Annotated in this window: 22 protein-coding genes, 1 tRNA gene and 1 pseudogene; 21 read left to right on the top strand and 3 right to left on the bottom strand. The window is 57.2% G+C overall.

Going from position 1 to position 13,911, the window contains the following annotated elements; genetic code table 11:
- Positions 1–225: 225 nt before the first annotated feature.
- Entirely contained in the window at positions 226–564 is a 339-nt protein-coding gene (locus CR105_RS27840; protein WP_131021739.1) for a hypothetical protein, read from the top strand.
- 103 nt (positions 565–667) lie between these two features.
- On the opposite strand, the gene xisR is transcribed toward CR105_RS27840, so the two are convergent.
- A complete protein-coding gene (xisR, locus tag CR105_RS28675; RefSeq protein ID WP_218968708.1) occupies positions 668–1,102 on the bottom strand; it encodes an excisionase family protein in 435 nt (144 codons plus the stop codon).
- A gap of 502 nt (positions 1,103–1,604) precedes the next feature.
- Complete coding sequence (locus tag CR105_RS29495) at positions 1,605–1,889, bottom strand: Arc family DNA-binding protein (protein WP_099789985.1); 285 nt, start codon at positions 1,887–1,889, stop codon at positions 1,605–1,607.
- Between the two features lie 478 nt (positions 1,890–2,367).
- Between CR105_RS29495 and CR105_RS16105 the strand changes: the two genes are divergently transcribed.
- From CR105_RS16105 to CR105_RS16040, 15 genes and pseudogenes are all read left to right on the top strand, one after another.
- Positions 2,368–2,826 (top strand): hypothetical protein, encoded by a 459-nt coding sequence (locus CR105_RS16105; RefSeq protein ID WP_131021740.1) that lies wholly within the window; start codon positions 2,368–2,370, stop codon positions 2,824–2,826.
- Positions 2,823–3,128 carry a hypothetical protein gene (locus tag CR105_RS16100; protein ID WP_099789979.1) on the top strand — a complete coding sequence of 102 codons (306 nt, stop codon included), beginning with the start codon at positions 2,823–2,825 and terminating at the stop codon, positions 3,126–3,128. The genes CR105_RS16105 and CR105_RS16100 overlap by 4 nt, the downstream gene beginning before the upstream one ends.
- Entirely contained in the window at positions 3,125–3,658 is a 534-nt protein-coding gene (locus CR105_RS16095) for a hypothetical protein (RefSeq protein WP_099789977.1), read from the top strand. Before CR105_RS16100 ends, CR105_RS16095 begins: the two co-directional genes overlap by 4 nt.
- A complete protein-coding gene (locus CR105_RS27835; RefSeq protein WP_131021741.1) occupies positions 3,655–3,915 on the top strand; it encodes a hypothetical protein in 261 nt (86 codons plus the stop codon). The genes CR105_RS16095 and CR105_RS27835 overlap by 4 nt, the downstream gene beginning before the upstream one ends.
- Positions 3,916–4,001: 86 nt before the next feature.
- Positions 4,002–4,145 (top strand): hypothetical protein, encoded by a 144-nt coding sequence (locus CR105_RS28375; RefSeq protein ID WP_180288218.1) that lies wholly within the window; start codon positions 4,002–4,004, stop codon positions 4,143–4,145.
- A gap of 131 nt (positions 4,146–4,276) precedes the next feature.
- Positions 4,277–5,077: a hypothetical protein gene (locus CR105_RS16090; protein ID WP_099789975.1), complete on the top strand. Its 801-nt coding sequence runs from the start codon at positions 4,277–4,279 to the stop codon at positions 5,075–5,077.
- A gap of 170 nt (positions 5,078–5,247) precedes the next feature.
- A pseudogene (locus CR105_RS16085) lies at positions 5,248–5,430 on the top strand (helix-turn-helix domain-containing protein); the annotation flags it as partial.
- 517 nt (positions 5,431–5,947) lie between these two features.
- Entirely contained in the window at positions 5,948–6,142 is a 195-nt protein-coding gene (locus CR105_RS16080) for a helix-turn-helix transcriptional regulator (RefSeq protein ID WP_099789973.1), read from the top strand.
- 9 nt (positions 6,143–6,151) lie between these two features.
- Positions 6,152–6,526 carry a hypothetical protein gene (locus tag CR105_RS16075; RefSeq protein ID WP_099789971.1) on the top strand — a complete coding sequence of 125 codons (375 nt, stop codon included), beginning with the start codon at positions 6,152–6,154 and terminating at the stop codon, positions 6,524–6,526.
- Positions 6,527–6,805: 279 nt separating this feature from the next.
- Positions 6,806–7,234: a GIY-YIG nuclease family protein gene (locus CR105_RS16065; RefSeq protein WP_099789967.1), complete on the top strand. Its 429-nt coding sequence runs from the start codon at positions 6,806–6,808 to the stop codon at positions 7,232–7,234.
- Entirely contained in the window at positions 7,227–8,123 is an 897-nt protein-coding gene (locus CR105_RS16060) for a ParB N-terminal domain-containing protein (RefSeq protein WP_099789965.1), read from the top strand. Before CR105_RS16065 ends, CR105_RS16060 begins: the two co-directional genes overlap by 8 nt.
- Positions 8,120–9,652 (top strand): DEAD/DEAH box helicase, encoded by a 1,533-nt coding sequence (locus CR105_RS16055; RefSeq protein WP_099789963.1) that lies wholly within the window; start codon positions 8,120–8,122, stop codon positions 9,650–9,652. Before CR105_RS16060 ends, CR105_RS16055 begins: the two co-directional genes overlap by 4 nt.
- The gene (locus CR105_RS16050) at positions 9,649–10,599 is read left to right on the top strand and encodes a PriCT-2 domain-containing protein (RefSeq protein WP_099789961.1); all 951 of its coding nucleotides are present in this window, start codon (positions 9,649–9,651) and stop codon (positions 10,597–10,599) included. Before CR105_RS16055 ends, CR105_RS16050 begins: the two co-directional genes overlap by 4 nt.
- Positions 10,596–10,904, top strand: a complete 309-nt coding sequence (locus CR105_RS16045) for a hypothetical protein (protein ID WP_099789959.1) — start codon at positions 10,596–10,598, stop codon at positions 10,902–10,904. Before CR105_RS16050 ends, CR105_RS16045 begins: the two co-directional genes overlap by 4 nt.
- Before the next feature lie 169 nt (positions 10,905–11,073).
- On the top strand, positions 11,074–11,484 hold the full coding sequence (locus CR105_RS16040) for a sigma-70 RNA polymerase sigma factor region 4 domain-containing protein (RefSeq protein WP_099789957.1): 411 nt from the start codon (positions 11,074–11,076) through the stop codon (positions 11,482–11,484).
- 126 nt (positions 11,485–11,610) lie between these two features.
- On the opposite strand, the gene CR105_RS27830 is transcribed toward CR105_RS16040, so the two are convergent.
- Positions 11,611–11,940 carry a hypothetical protein gene (locus CR105_RS27830; RefSeq protein WP_131021742.1) on the bottom strand — a complete coding sequence of 110 codons (330 nt, stop codon included), beginning with the start codon at positions 11,938–11,940 and terminating at the stop codon, positions 11,611–11,613.
- Positions 11,941–12,090: 150 nt separating this feature from the next.
- Between CR105_RS27830 and CR105_RS29245 the strand changes: the two genes are divergently transcribed.
- The 5 genes from CR105_RS29245 to CR105_RS16020 all read left to right on the top strand — a co-directional run bounded on the left by CR105_RS29245 (position 12,091) and on the right by CR105_RS16020 (position 13,814).
- On the top strand, positions 12,091–12,222 hold the full coding sequence (locus tag CR105_RS29245) for a hypothetical protein (protein WP_267873898.1): 132 nt from the start codon (positions 12,091–12,093) through the stop codon (positions 12,220–12,222).
- Between the two features lie 285 nt (positions 12,223–12,507).
- A tRNA-OTHER gene (locus CR105_RS16035) sits at positions 12,508–12,587 on the top strand.
- A gap of 21 nt (positions 12,588–12,608) precedes the next feature.
- The gene (locus tag CR105_RS16030) at positions 12,609–12,860 is read left to right on the top strand and encodes a hypothetical protein (RefSeq protein WP_099789955.1); all 252 of its coding nucleotides are present in this window, start codon (positions 12,609–12,611) and stop codon (positions 12,858–12,860) included.
- A gap of 402 nt (positions 12,861–13,262) precedes the next feature.
- On the top strand, positions 13,263–13,451 hold the full coding sequence (locus tag CR105_RS16025) for a hypothetical protein (RefSeq protein ID WP_099789953.1): 189 nt from the start codon (positions 13,263–13,265) through the stop codon (positions 13,449–13,451).
- Between the two features lie 9 nt (positions 13,452–13,460).
- The gene (locus CR105_RS16020) at positions 13,461–13,814 is read left to right on the top strand and encodes a hypothetical protein (RefSeq protein WP_099789951.1); all 354 of its coding nucleotides are present in this window, start codon (positions 13,461–13,463) and stop codon (positions 13,812–13,814) included.
- Positions 13,815–13,911: the final 97 nt, after the last annotated feature.

The raw sequence follows: 13,911 nt of genomic DNA, 5'->3' as shown, positions 1-13,911 counted from the left end.
CTCGCGTTTCAGTATCATTGCCACAGTGCTCGGCGCGGTGAATAACTTGGACACTCTATCCGATTTCGCTCGCGCAGTGAGCACGCTAAGAGGACGGCAATTGAACGATCCGATTTGATCGTTGAAGCTCAAACGCTAAGCGAAAATTCATGTCAACCAAGTCGATCTGCATGTCGTTACACAGCAGAGCATTCGCTCAAAAACTTAAAATCACTGGAGACTAGAATGAAATCGATTTTCCAATATGCAAGTATTGTTTTGTTTGCGGTATCTGGCGCGGCGTTCGCTGCTCAAAGTTCGTCAACGGCACCTGCAAAGACGACAGCCACCCCTAGCAATACTATGGCTACTCCCGCGGCAACCACCATGCCGGCGGCAACAACCGCTGCGCCGATGAAAATGACGTCTGCCGAGATGAAGGCTGCAAAGAAGCAAATCGAGGCCGACGAGAAGATGGCCAAGGCCGCTTGCGGCAAAATGAAAGGCGCTGAGAAGTCGTCATGCAAAAAAGATGCTGAGGCGAAAGAGAAGTCAGCAATGGCCGACCTGAAAGCAAGGAAATAATTTTTCTTGATGTTAGAACCTACCACCGCCACGTCGAAGGGCTATCTTTCGCCTGTGGCGGCTTCGGCGCGCAGCCATGGACAGCGTCATTCTACGCACTTGCTCACTTCTTCTGCGCTTTAGATGCACGCGAGGGTGCAACCCCATCCCATTCTTCCACCCAGCGCTGCGCCGCTCGCAAATCAATCCACAACCGCCCATCCACAATCTTGCATTGCTGACCGTCGAGCCATTTCCCAATCTTGCGCCGCGCCTGCACTGAGTCGGCGGAATCGCCGGAGAGTTCCACGTATTTTTCTAGCTTGACCCAGGAGACTGGGTACTCGGTCGGTGCGCCGAGCCTGGCGAGAATTTTGTCCAGGCGCGCGATGATTTCGGGATTGTTTGCAGTCTGCGCGTGCCCAGCGCCCCGCTGGTTTGCCATCAGTTCGCCAACGATTTTAAGGTGTTGTGCGATAGCGGTGGCCACCGGATCAGGTGCAGGTCGGTTGCTCATTGAGTCGCTTTCGGTATGGATGGCGCTGTCGGAAGTGAACATGCGGGACGGTTCTCATCTGGAGCGGTCCCTCCGACCATGGCCGAATGGATTACTCCGCTTGCTGCCTTGGCATGCCCGGCTACTGCCCTGTTTTCCCCTGGTAGCTCTCCGCCCACCGTATGACCTCGCGCGCCTTATAAAGGGCCTGGGCTTTGCCATGAACCGGAAGCCGAATAGGCGCGGGGAAGCCGGGGAGGGTCACAATCTCCTTGCGGACGTTGTCGATCGATCGCTTGAGGTAGGCGGCAACGTGCCTTGTATCCCATAGGTCGACTGACGCCGGCAAAGCAGGGAGCCGCGGCGTCCGTAGGTCACCCAACGCCGTAACCGCGCTTTCGAGGCTCGCGAGCTTTGTGATGATTAGTTCGAGCCGCGCAAGTATTTCGGAGTTTGCTACTAATGGCGCTGTGCTGCTTCCCGCTTTCTCGACCATAAGTGTTACGGCTGTCTGGATGTGCTGCGCGATTGCCCCGGTGTTGTTCTCGACATCGCTCCCCATTGCTTACCCGCCTTTCTTTCCCCTCTTGGCCGGCTCGACGCCGACGTGCGTTGAAGTGTCCTGGACCACTATCTGCAGCTTTGCGTCAAGGCGGTTGACGAGTTCATCTAACAGGGTCTCCACGGGGACCGTCGCCAGGTCTGATCCTCGTTCCAACATCGCCGTCAGCATCCACACAATTTCTGAGTTTGCGCTTCTACCAGTCGTGGCGGCACGACCCTCTATGCGGGCACGTAGTTCCTCTGGCATCCGGAGAGGGAAGCTGTTCTGTTGTTTTGTGGCGCTCATAACACGGGAGTATCTGATTCTTTCTGATATCGCGCAAAGAATCAATTTGACATCTACCCAAGGTAGATGTCAAAATGAATCTTGAACATTGATGAGCGGAGTGGCATATGCCAAGCAAGAGCCAGCAGTGCACAACGCCGCTACGTCTGCCGACCGAATTAAAGGAGTGGGCTAAGCAGCAGGCGAGGGCTCAAGGGCTGAGCTTGAACGGGCTGGTGATTGCAATGCTGCAGCGGCAGCGAGCCACTGACGAGACAAGCGCGAAGTAATCAAAAACTGGATTTTTAACTGATTGGCCGACAAACTGGCCAGGGAGACGTGCACCTGAAATTTCAAACTAAAGACCAGACGTGATGAGGGGCAGCCTGCCAGCTGCCCCTCTCGTCTTACCAGCCGGACCGGCGGAACCGGAGCAGCTGTGACCAGGGATATTACGAGTATCCGGGGTCGCATGGATCAGTGCATCTTGGAGAAACACATGAACAAAATTGAGATTATCAAAGATATCAAAAAGAATCAAGCAGACATTAACGATGGTACCAAATCAGCAACAAGCGAGAGGGCGCCAGCTTTGGAAAAGCCCGACACCGGGAAACGCATTCAGGCTGAGATCGCGAGTGTCCGCCGTTCCAGTTTGGAAGAGAAGTATGGCCAGTTCCACGAAGCTACGATAGCCGCTAGCGGCTCGGCAGCCCCTCTCATTGAGCAGATGAATCGAATCTATACCATGTGCTCCGGACTTGGGGTGGTACTACGAATTGTAGCTGGCAACCCGGTATTGGAGGACGCGTTCGATCCGGAAGATTCGTCTTCGGAGCCACCACTGAGCAACACGGCGATCAGCAGGCTAGTGAACATGTCCGCCGCGATGTGTGAATTTATTAGCGACGAAATCGACAGCTCAGCAGCTACCTTTAACGATAGGGGGCAAGCATGAGCGCCCGCACAACGGCACCGGCCGGAAACGAGAAGGGCTCCGCGCTGGACATCGCTCTTGATGCCATGAATGCCTCCGATCTTGGCATGAGCATTCTCGACGAGCTGCACACGATCTTCAAGACCATCGAAGCCTCGGCACAAGTGGGCGACGTCAGTCGGGATGAGATGCTTGCGCGGCTTCGCACAGTCGAACGATTCGCACGACTCGCGGTGCACTTCGCTGACGAACGGATGGAGACTTTTAGCTTCTATCGCGACCAGGCGCATGAGGTCGTCGCTGCGCTGAGGGCTGCATCATGAGCGCCGCCGTACTCACCAGGTTGGACGGCTACATGGCCGCTTCCGGATTTGGCACGGACCACCCATGGCGTTCGGAGATTACTAGTGCGCTTGCCGCTCCAGGTGCAACGCTCGTCAGCCGAGGCCGGGATATCGATGCGGCCGACGACATCGACACTTATACCCGCGTCACGCGCAGCAGTATGCGCACCGTTGGTGAACAGGCCGGGAGAGACTCCCTCGCCAACTTGGAGGGCTGCGTCGACCCCGCGACAGCATTTGAGGGATGGCGCGCGCATTGTCTCGCCGAACTGGTCGACGAGCACAAGGAACACCCGGACTTCGCTGGTCTCGTCACCGCTTGGGAATTGGGCTTCGATTCGGTTCAGCCGCTGGGGTTGACGACGAAAGAAATGAAATTGCTGAAGGCGTATCGACTGTCGGACGGCAGGGGCCGCGAATCGATCCGGAGCGACGCGCAAAGCCAGGCCGAAGATTGGCCGCGCTATACGTTCGAGGTGCCGCTTCCGAAAGTAGGAGGTGGCGAATGACCCCTACGAAACCCTGCGGTGGCGCGTCACAAGCAAGCACACTCGCAGCGGTGAGCATTGCCTTGTCTGAATTGACGCCGGCAGAAATTCGATGGGTCAGGGCGTACCAAAAAATGGACCATCGCCGCCGTGAAGAAAATTTAGACTTGGCAGAGGCAGATGCGCAGTGTCACCCAATGAGCGGCAAGCCGGATACTCCATTTCTGGTGCATGACATCCGCCTTGCCGCAGAGTTCGGAAAGGTGGTGACGCGATGATTCGCCCAAAGAAGCCAGCGCTGCGGCCAGCGCGCGTGAAGTCTGTCGTCTTGGATGCGTCACCGCCAGTCTTGACACCGTCAGAAATGGAATTGCTCGCAGCATTCCGCGCCATGAACGGTCGCAGCCAGGCCTTCATCGTGCGGTTGGCGGATGCCCAGGCTGTCCGGTGCCCGCATCGCGTGGCGCCGTTGCTGCGCCTGGTGGAAAGCGGCCATGCCAAGGGCTAGCAATTTATCGTAGACTATCGGCAACATGTAGCGAAGTTTTACGCCAGCCCTAGGCACTGATCCCCGAAGACTCGCTTCCCTGGCGGGCTGGGCTGGCACCTTTTAGATCAGGGGCATCAAGGGGATGCGATATGCTTAAATTCGAATGTATGACAGGCGAAAGCGGCGAGTTGGAATTTAGCGTGGACGCTGGCGCTGATGTTCGCCGCCTAGCGAGGCAGGCTTTGCTTCGGTGCGATTCCGGTGAGTGCGTTTTAACTTGGGGCCAGATCAAAGAGTTGGCGCAGTTTTCGGTCGATGAACTTTCGAAAGGCGCGAGGCATGCGATCGATTGCACCGATGTGCTGATAGCGGCGGATCGCCTCGAGGGGTCACCTCCGAGAAAGAAGTACGAGAACGAATCCGATTACATAAATGATAATGGTGCGGATACTGTCCTCGACGACTGGCTGGCTCAGAAAGATGGTCCCGACTGGCATCGCCTTACTCAGATTTCCCCGTCCCTTTCAAACATTCAGGCTATGGCTGCGTTCGCCCTGTGGAATGTCGATCAGGCTCTGCTGGCACAAAAAGCGAAGGAATACCATCGAGCTATGGAGCTGCTCTGTATCGTTTCGGGCGCACTTTCAACAGCATTTTTCTTTACCGGCTGGCTGGAGGGAATGCGGATTTCCGATGAAAAGCGTAGGGAGGATGGTCAGCGAGGCGCTACAAAAACAAATGCCCCTAAATCAAAGTTGAGGAAGTGGGTGGTAGACGCATTCCAGGCTGGTTCGTGGCCGTCACCATATCGGGCGTCGTTTGTTCTAGCTCCACTCGCCATTGCCAAAGCGCCTGAGTTTCAGACGGTTCTGAGTTCCCAGCGAGCGCAGACAACAATCTACGAATGGCTTCGTGCAGCTGGCCGCGAAGGTGAGACTAGCGTTCGGTAGCGCCCGCATATCGAGGGCTACCGCACAGTAATCGTGTGGGCGCGTGCGTTGTAGATTTCATACCGGTTGTCCGGCAAGATACAACCATCGTCCAATACCAGCCAGTAGCAAGCCAAATATACCAACATGGCCAGCGGCTGTATTTATCCAGCTTCACCGGGACGATGTGGTTGAAGGAAGCGCTGAAGGACCTGCTGTTGGTGCAGAACCGCCAGATCGAGGTGGAGAACATCGAGAAGACTGTGGCGGCCGTTTTCAACATCAAGGTCGCCAACATGTACTCGAAGCGCCGGCCGGCGAACATTGCGCGGCCGCGCCAGATTGCGATGTACCTGGCCAAGGAATTGACGCGAGACCTCCGATGATATCGACCAACAGATTACTGTATAGATGCACAGTTTACAATAAATATCAGATCGTTTTGTTATGAATATGGAATTCTATATATCAAAAATCCAGGCAAAGAATTGAGATAGTCTGCAATAGACCGTGTTGGAGGAATGAGCAGACGACCAACAAAAAATCACATCTGCGTTACACGTTACGACTGCGATACAATTGACACATCCTGTAGCGACTAACGAAATGTTGTGAGCGTCTAGGAGGAATATAAGATTAAGGCAATTTGAAGTGTAGTCGCGACACCCCCAGGAAGGTGTAGGAGCCGACCTAGGGGGTCGCTTTATCGTAGCAATAAAGCAAGAGCAGCAACGATGTCGCTTGGAAGAGACGTCGCGATTATCACACATGTCATACGTCCACGTATAGCGGAATATTAGTGAGCCTCATTTTATCGAGGCTAGATTTGATCCCTAGTGTGCCGTATCGTGAGTATTTTTGGCTCTTGCTACTTTTTATTAAGGGTAGCAAATGTACAACACACAGCAATTTCTACGACTCCCTGAAGTCATCTCTCTGACCGGCCGATCGCGCAGCTCGATCTACGCAGATGTGCGGGCAAAGCGATTCCCCGCACCAATATCGATTGGCCGCCGATCGGTGGCCTGGAACGCGAACGCTATCGCTGACTGGCAGCAGTCCTGCATCAGCGCCTCGAAGTCCTAAGAGGCTCCCATGACCAAACCGAAAAACGCCGCCGGGCAGCCGGCCGGTGATGGGACCCCTTACGTCTCTGCTTCGCAAATAGCACTGCTGATTGAGGTGGCCGCGCTTGCATTGCATGACCATCGGCAACAGCTCGCCGTCAACGAGGCGCATCGGAAGTACATCGAGGCGCTGAACTCCTACGAGGGGAAGCACGGTCCGGTCGAAGGCAGGCTCGATCCACGCAATCCGGATCACGCCCCAATCATCGCCGCTACGAAGGGCAAGTACGAAAAGCATCAGGCTGAGAAGCGCAAAGCCTACAACATCCGAAGGCGGCTGCAAACGGCTTGCAGGAAGGCGAGGCACTTGAATGCTGATCGTGCAGCGGGGTCGGTGCAATGAGCGGCCTGGAAAGGAATGTTCCTCTGACAGAGATTGTCAGATCCGCCACCGCGGCAGCTGAATCCGGCGCCCTGGCCATCTGCCCATACGCACGTGGGTCGGCGGCGGCCTGGTGCTGGATGCACATGTTTTCGGCTGCCCTGGCTGCAGCGACTATCGAGATCATGGAGGCCGCATGAAGACCGCAATCAAGCGCGTGATCATGTGGCTGGTTATGCGGGAAGCGATTCCGCTCAGCGCCGCTACCTGGATTTTCCAAACTTTGAATTTGAGGTCTGTATGAGCTACGGGTTTGTCTATTTCCTCTCCAATCCTTCGATGCCCGGCATCGTCAAGATCGGCTATACGCTCAAGCATCCTCGTGACCGAATGGCAGAACTGTCAGCGTCAACCTCGTGCCCTACTCCATTCGAAATGCTCGGATTTTTCGACACGGAAGATCCGCAGGGTGTTGAGCAAGCGATTCATCGGTCGCTTGACTGGTGCCGTGTCAACGGTCGGCGGGAGTTCTTCCGCGCCCCCTTACGCACGTTGGAATCGCAGTTGAACTCCTGGGGCAACCCAGAGAGTGGGTGCTTTCAGATTGCCAAACTAAAACGCAACATTGCGAATGAAGTCGCTCCCGGCTTAGGCCGTGCGGCTATCAATGTAGCGCTAGAGGCAGCGCGAGCGAATCAACGCGCCGAACTGGAGCGCGCTCATGCTTGAACTTCAAATCGACAAAGAGCTGCAAGCGTGGATTGACCCGCTATCGACCGAGGAATACGCATTGCTCGAAGCGAGCATTCTCCAGGACGGCTGCCGAGATCCGTTAGTGGTCTGGGGCGGCTATCTGTTGGATGGTCACAATCGTTACGAGATCTGCCAGAAGCATGGCCTCTCGTTTTCTACTTTTGAAAAGGTCGGGCTTGTCACGAAGGTTGACGTCAAGATCTGGATGATCCAAAACCAGATGGGCAAGCGGAACACTACTGATTTCGCACGCACAGCGCTGGCTTTGAAACTTAAGCCATTGCTGGAGTTGCGCGCGCGTGAACGGCAAGCGCACGGCCAAACGGCACCTGGTCGAACGCTTAGTCTGAATTCGGACGAAGCGTTGATCCGAACCGACGACAGTATCGCGAAGTTGGCCGGCGTCGGCCGGGACACCGTGCGCAAGGTCGAAAAAATCATCGGCAAGGCCACGCCCGAAGTCATAGCACAAGTACGGGCAGGCGAAATTTCAATCAATGCAGCAGCCAAGACGGTCACGCCGCCGAGAGCAGTTGCTGCGCCTGCTGCCGAACAGACGCCAGCTCCATCATCAAGCAACGAGATCACAGTGGTGCCCGATGCCGCCCCGGAAAACTTCGGTCCATCGCCGGAAGAAATCGCAGCCGCCGTTCGCGCCGAGGCCGAACAACTTGAGTACATCAGGAACCTGCTCGCGTCCGACGATGATCCACTCGCGCTGGCGCTGGCCGACTTGAAACAGAAGGGCTTGGAGATATCGGCACTGAGGTCGCAAAACGCCGGCCACCAAAATACGATCAACGACCAGATCCGCATGATCAAGTCGCTGCGCTCGAGACTGGCGAAGCTGGAGGGTACCGTATGAGCGCGACCCTATTCGAGCAAGACGCTCCCTGCTACGCCAGCACTTCATTTCCGGTGCCGCGCCCGTTCCAGTCGACGGCACACGACGCGCTGCGTCAGGGCCTCAAGGCGGGACACAAGAACCAATTGATCATGGCGCCAACCGGTGCGGGCAAGTCGTACCTGGGGCTGCGTATCGCGCACGAGGCGCTGCTAAAAGGTCGTCGCGTGATCTTCATGTGCGACCGGACCACGCTGATCAACCAGACCAGTGAGGCCGCCGATAAGTATGGGCTGTCCGCGCACGGCATCATCCAGGCGAGTCACTGGCGCTTCAATCCCGAGGTGCCGTTCCAGATTGCCAGCGCGCAGACGTTGAAGAACCGCGGGTGGCCAGATGCCGACGTCATCATCATCGACGAGGCACATACTCAGCTGAGCGTGTGGACTGACCATATCAAGACGTGCCGCGCGGCAGTGGTGGGGCTATCTGCAACGCCGTTCTCGGATGGGTTGGGCAAGCTGTTCAGCAACCTGATCAACGCGACCACGATGCACGATTTAACGCAATCCGGCGTGCTGGTGCCGATGAAGGTTTTCAGCTGCACCAAGGCGAACATGGACGGCGCAGCAACGGCCGGCGGCGAATGGACCGACATTGCAGCCGAGCAGCGCGGCATGGACATCGTCGGCGACGTCGTCGTCGAGTGGGCCAAGTATGCAGAAGACCGCAAGACCATCGTATTCGGCTCGACGATCGCGCACTGTGAAGAGATCTGCCGCCAGTTCAACGAAGCGGGGATCATGGCCGCAGTGTTCACGTCGAAGACAGACGCGATCGAGCGCGAGCAGCTACTCGCGGAATACCGAAAAGACGATTCAGCACTTAAGGTCCTGATCAGCGTGGAAGCTCTGGCCAAAGGCTTCGACGTGCCGACGGTTGGCTGCGTAGTCGACTGCCGCCCGCTGCGCAAGTCCCTGTCTACCGCAATTCAGATGTGGGGTAGAGGCTTGCGCAGCTCTCCGGAGACCGGCAAGACAGACTGTATTTTGCTGGACCATTCCGGGAACATCCTGCGGTTCATGGAGGACTACAGCGACATCTACTACAACGGTCTGGAGGCGCTCGATGCCGGCGACAAGTTGGATAAGGCGATCCGGCGCGACGACAAGGAAAAGGAAGCCACCGGTTGCCCGTCGTGCGGCTTCTTCCCGTTCGCGAAACGCTGCATCGCGTGTGGGCTCGAGTCGAAATCTGCATCGATGGTGCAGGTCGAATCGGGCGAAATGCGCGAGGTCATGTTGGGCAAGAAGAAGTTGGCCGACGACACCCGCCATCTGTGGGACCAGCTTTGCACGTACGCCGTCGGCAACAGTTCGCCCGGCAAGCAGCGAGGCCGCGCCTGGCACCTCTACAAGGACATGACCGGTACCGAGCCGCCCGCAAATTACACATTCGATGCGAACGCGAACACGCCGATCACCAAAAATGTCATGAACAAGATCCGGTCGAAGAACATCGCGTTCTCGCGGGGAAGGGCGGCGCCATGAGTCTCGATAGAGCGACGTCGGCACTCTCCTTCGTTCCACCGCACGACCGCGATTTATGGATACGGATGGGCATGGCCATCAAATCGGAATTTGCGGAAGATGGATTCGACGCTTGGGACGTATGGAGCCAGGGCGCTGAATCGTATGACGCAAGGTCAGCGAAGTCGGTGTGGCGCAGCATCAGCGCGGCGGGAAAGGTCGGACTAGGGACGCTGTTTCACGAGGCCGCTGCAAACGGCTGGCGCGACAACGGTGAGCACCGCGGGCCGCTGACGGATCAGGAGCAGGCTGAGAAGCGCCGGGCGCGCGCTGCGCGTGATGCCGCGACGATTGCCGAGGAGGCACGCAAGCAGCGCGCCTATCGGGCCGCCGCCGACGCATCGCAAAAGGTGATCGAGCAGTGCGAACTGAAAACGCACTTCTACCTGAACTCGAAGGGCTTGCCCAGTGTCGTCGCGTTGGTCAACGAGTCGACGCTTATCGTCCCAATGCGTAACCTCGAAACCAACCAGGTGCAGGGAATGCAAACCATCGATTGGATTCCCGGCGAGCGGCGATGGGAAAAGAAGATGGCATCCGGCATGCGGGCCAAGGGCGCAGTGCTCAGGCTGGGCAATCAGAGGGCGCAGGAGACGTTCTTGGTCGAAGGGTATGCCACCGGCCTATCCATTGAGCTTGCGCTGCGCCGGCTGCGTTTAAACGCGTCTGTTTTGGTCTGCTTCAGTGACTCGAACCTCGTTCACGTGGCCACCATGGTCAAGGGCCGCGCGTTCGTCTTCGCAGATAACGACCTGTCCCTCGCCGGCGAGAAGGCGGCAAAGAAAACCGGCCTGCCTTACTGCATGAGCGACGTAGTGGGCGAGGACGCCAACGACCTCCATCAGCGCGCCGGCATGGTGGCGCTGTGCAAACTGACTATTGATGTTCGCAGGAAGGGATCGCAATGACGACTCATTTTTTGGCCGTAAAGAACTGGGCGGAATTTCAACACTATGGAAAGCGAAATCCGCCTTGGATAAAGCTGCATCGAGCTTTGCTTGATGATTATGCGTTCTGCTCTCTGGCAGATGCGTCAAAGGCGCACCTGATGCTGTTGTGGGTGTACGCCAGCCAGAATGATGGGCAGGTGCCCGACGACACGCCGTTCTTGGAGCGAAAGCTTTCCTGTCAAGGACTGGACTTGCAAATTTTTGTCGAGGCGGGCTTCCTGATCAAGTCGCCACGTCCCGGCCTGGCGCTAGCAGCACGCTAGCAAGGCGCTAGCAGCTTACTTGCACGTCAGAAGATAACGCTAGCAGCTTACTTGCAGCTTAGAAGAGAAGAGATAAGGAAAATCCACCCCAGTTCCATAAAGCAAATTCAGGAACAAGATCCAAGGCCAATACAAGGGCCAGGTCAAGAGCCAGCCAAAAAAGGAAAACATGATCGAGTACATCAACAAGCGTCTGAACGAGTGGGCCATCTGGTGCAAGCGCCGGGATGACGGCGGCATGGGCTATCCGTCGAAGTCGAATTACTGCAACTTGGTGCAGATCCATGGCGCTGGAGGGGCAGGCCCGGTCACCGAAGCTGCCGCGGCGTTGGAAATCGAGGGCGTCATCATCGCGATCCGGAAGCGCAGCCCCGCGCAATACGACGTCGCGTTCTGGTTCTACCTGGCCGGGTCGATGACGGTGAAACGCATCGCCCAAGAATTGTCATGTAGCGAGGTCACCGTCTACAACCGCCTGCATGCGCTGCACCTCGCAGTTATGGACGGATTGCACGATCTTGAGATAGACGCGCAGGACCGCGCGGATGCGGAGCGCAATAGGCCAAAAATAGTTGCTTGACGACCTTTAGGGTTCGGGTTATATTGTGCTATGCTTCCTGATTGTTGCGAAAAACTTTAAAGCCTGCCACCTTCCGGTCGCGGGCTTTTTCATTTCGCGTAGCCCAAAGCATCGACGTTGAATGAATTAGGCCGGGGGTGGCAAGATAACTGCCCGTTGAGCATCTGGAATTCGACTGTGCGCCTGCTGAGCGGCTGACTTTGTAGCGTGGTACGCGGCCATATCTGCACCAATCTGCTGTGCCGTGGGCCATTGCGCAGCGTCGATGGTCGGTGTTCGTCCAGATAACGCCAGTTCGGCTGGAAAGCCGGCATCAGTATTCGATACCATTGCTGTTCTCCAGTTGTCTAGGATTTTGCTGGCGTGATGAATAAAGTCGGCATGCTTGGCGCATTTCTGTATCGAGGCTTGGTGAAGTTCAAGTGCCTCTTGGTACTCTTCAATTTCAGTTGGCATTTTTTCTCTTTCATTGGTTGATGGTGAGCCCGCGGTCTAAGAGATCAAACGAGCTTGCTGATTTTACGCAGGTTGTCTGCATGAAATCTCTCCAATAGTTGCACCAGCCCGCCCCGAAAGGATCGCGGGCTTTTCCATTTGGGTCGCCATATGCGCTACCAGCCCCGCAGCAGCACCGAGCCTGAGCCATGCCGCCTTGCGCGCTGGCTTGCGTTTGCCGTCGTCGCCCTGGTGGTGTGCGAGCTGGCGTATTTCACCGGGCGCACGTTCGGTTGTGCCTAAGAATTCCCCGTTGGGGATGTAGCGGCGGTCGGGCGATCTCGGCTGCAAGTGCCTGCTGGCGTTCCGGCGGGCCAGCGAAAGTCCTCGTGAGAGGCCTCCGGGGAGCGTTCCAAGGTTAGCCCTTGACCTTCCTGGCGACAGCAGTACGGGAACCTGAGGCCGATAGATGCGACCCGTCATCGAATAGGCCGACCTCTGACGCTGCACAAATTTACGCACTAAACAGACGAGCGCCGCCAAAAGCCGCGCTGCTACGTCGCCGGACGCTGTGACCGGCATGATCAATACTCGATAGCTCAATTGGCGGAGCGCTTTGGTTTCGCAAGAGACCCTAGAGGCTGCAGGTTCGATCCCTGCTCGGGTGCCAGATTCCCCAAGGAGTCCCAATGTTCGCCAAGCTCGCCCTAATCGCGCTGCTGATCGCCACGCCAGCCCTTGCACAAGACGCCATCCCCGGCACGCTCGCACTCAGCGACGAGGATGCGCAAACGTGCAAGGTCAAAGGTTGCCGAACGATCACCGATGCGGCCTACCAGGCGATTGCCGAACGATTGCAGCGCGCCGAGCACGTCGAGGCAATGGCGCAGCGGATGGCGCGCGAGTTGGCGAAGAAGCCGAACCCGAAGTTCTGTTTGTAATGGCCTAGCAAGGCCGCACAAGAATGCCGATTGCTGGGCACTGGCGCGATAGCGGCGCGAGCGTCAGTAGTGCAGTCGGCATCCTTGTGGTGAATGCGCAGTGCTGATGGCGCACGTATGTATTCGAAGGTGAGCGGGCTGTCGGGCGAAAGCCCTGATTGCGTAAGTCTCGCCAAGCCGGGGTTCAGCGCCGGCCACCACAACCCAATCTCCGCTCGGCTTTCCCCTGAGCTTCGCGCCGACCGCAGCAATGCGACGGCGCTTTTTTACACCTGAGGTTCCCATGTTGCTGAAACGCCGGCCGTACCTGGTTCGCGTGTGGCGCAGCTATTGCGGCTGGCGCGCGTGCCTTGGGCCTGCTGCCTCGCTGCGCGCTGCATTGCAGATTGCCAGGCTGAAGCCATGAACGCACACGCATGGCAGCTCGAAATCATCCGCGCTGCAGCCGATCCTAACGGCGACAAGATGGCAGCCATGGCCGCGCAACTAGCTGCCTGCGAGTCGGCCAAGACCATGCTGCGCTCCGGCGGGTATGGCGAGCTTGGCGACGGCGTTGACGCCATGGTGCGGAACCTCCTCGAAGGTAAGTAAGGGGAGAACATGGCAATCATTAGTCATCAGATCGGCAAGGCGCTGTGTGACGCGCTCCAGTTGCCGAAGCAAACGCGCTCGTTCGTATTGCGCGTAGAGGCTGGCAACGTCGTCACCGTCGAGTGCGAATACTACCCGGAAGGCGAATTCGTGACCGCGCTCGCCGAGTATGAGTTGGTGCGAAGGCCCGAAGTCAAGGTTGCGCCGCCTGCCATACACTTCGATGCATGGATGCGTGAGCGCACCGATGCGGCGCATGCGGCTTACATGGCGCGGCACAAGAGGGGCGGGCAGGCATACCCGCAGAACTCGATAGTTGAATTGGCACGCTACTTCAGCGTGCCGCTCGAAGGCATCCGATGACCTGTGTAGTGGCAATCAAGCATAACGGCTCCGTCTACATGGGTGCCGATAGCGCAGGCAGCGACCTGTACACAATCCGCACGCGCATCGATCCGAA

Source organism: Massilia eurypsychrophila, from assembly GCF_002760655.1.
In the GTDB taxonomy this organism is placed as follows: Bacteria; Pseudomonadota; Gammaproteobacteria; order Burkholderiales; family Burkholderiaceae_D; genus JAFCUW01.
Note: the sequence above shows the minus strand (reverse complement) of the source record. Positions and strands in the feature narration are given on the sequence as shown.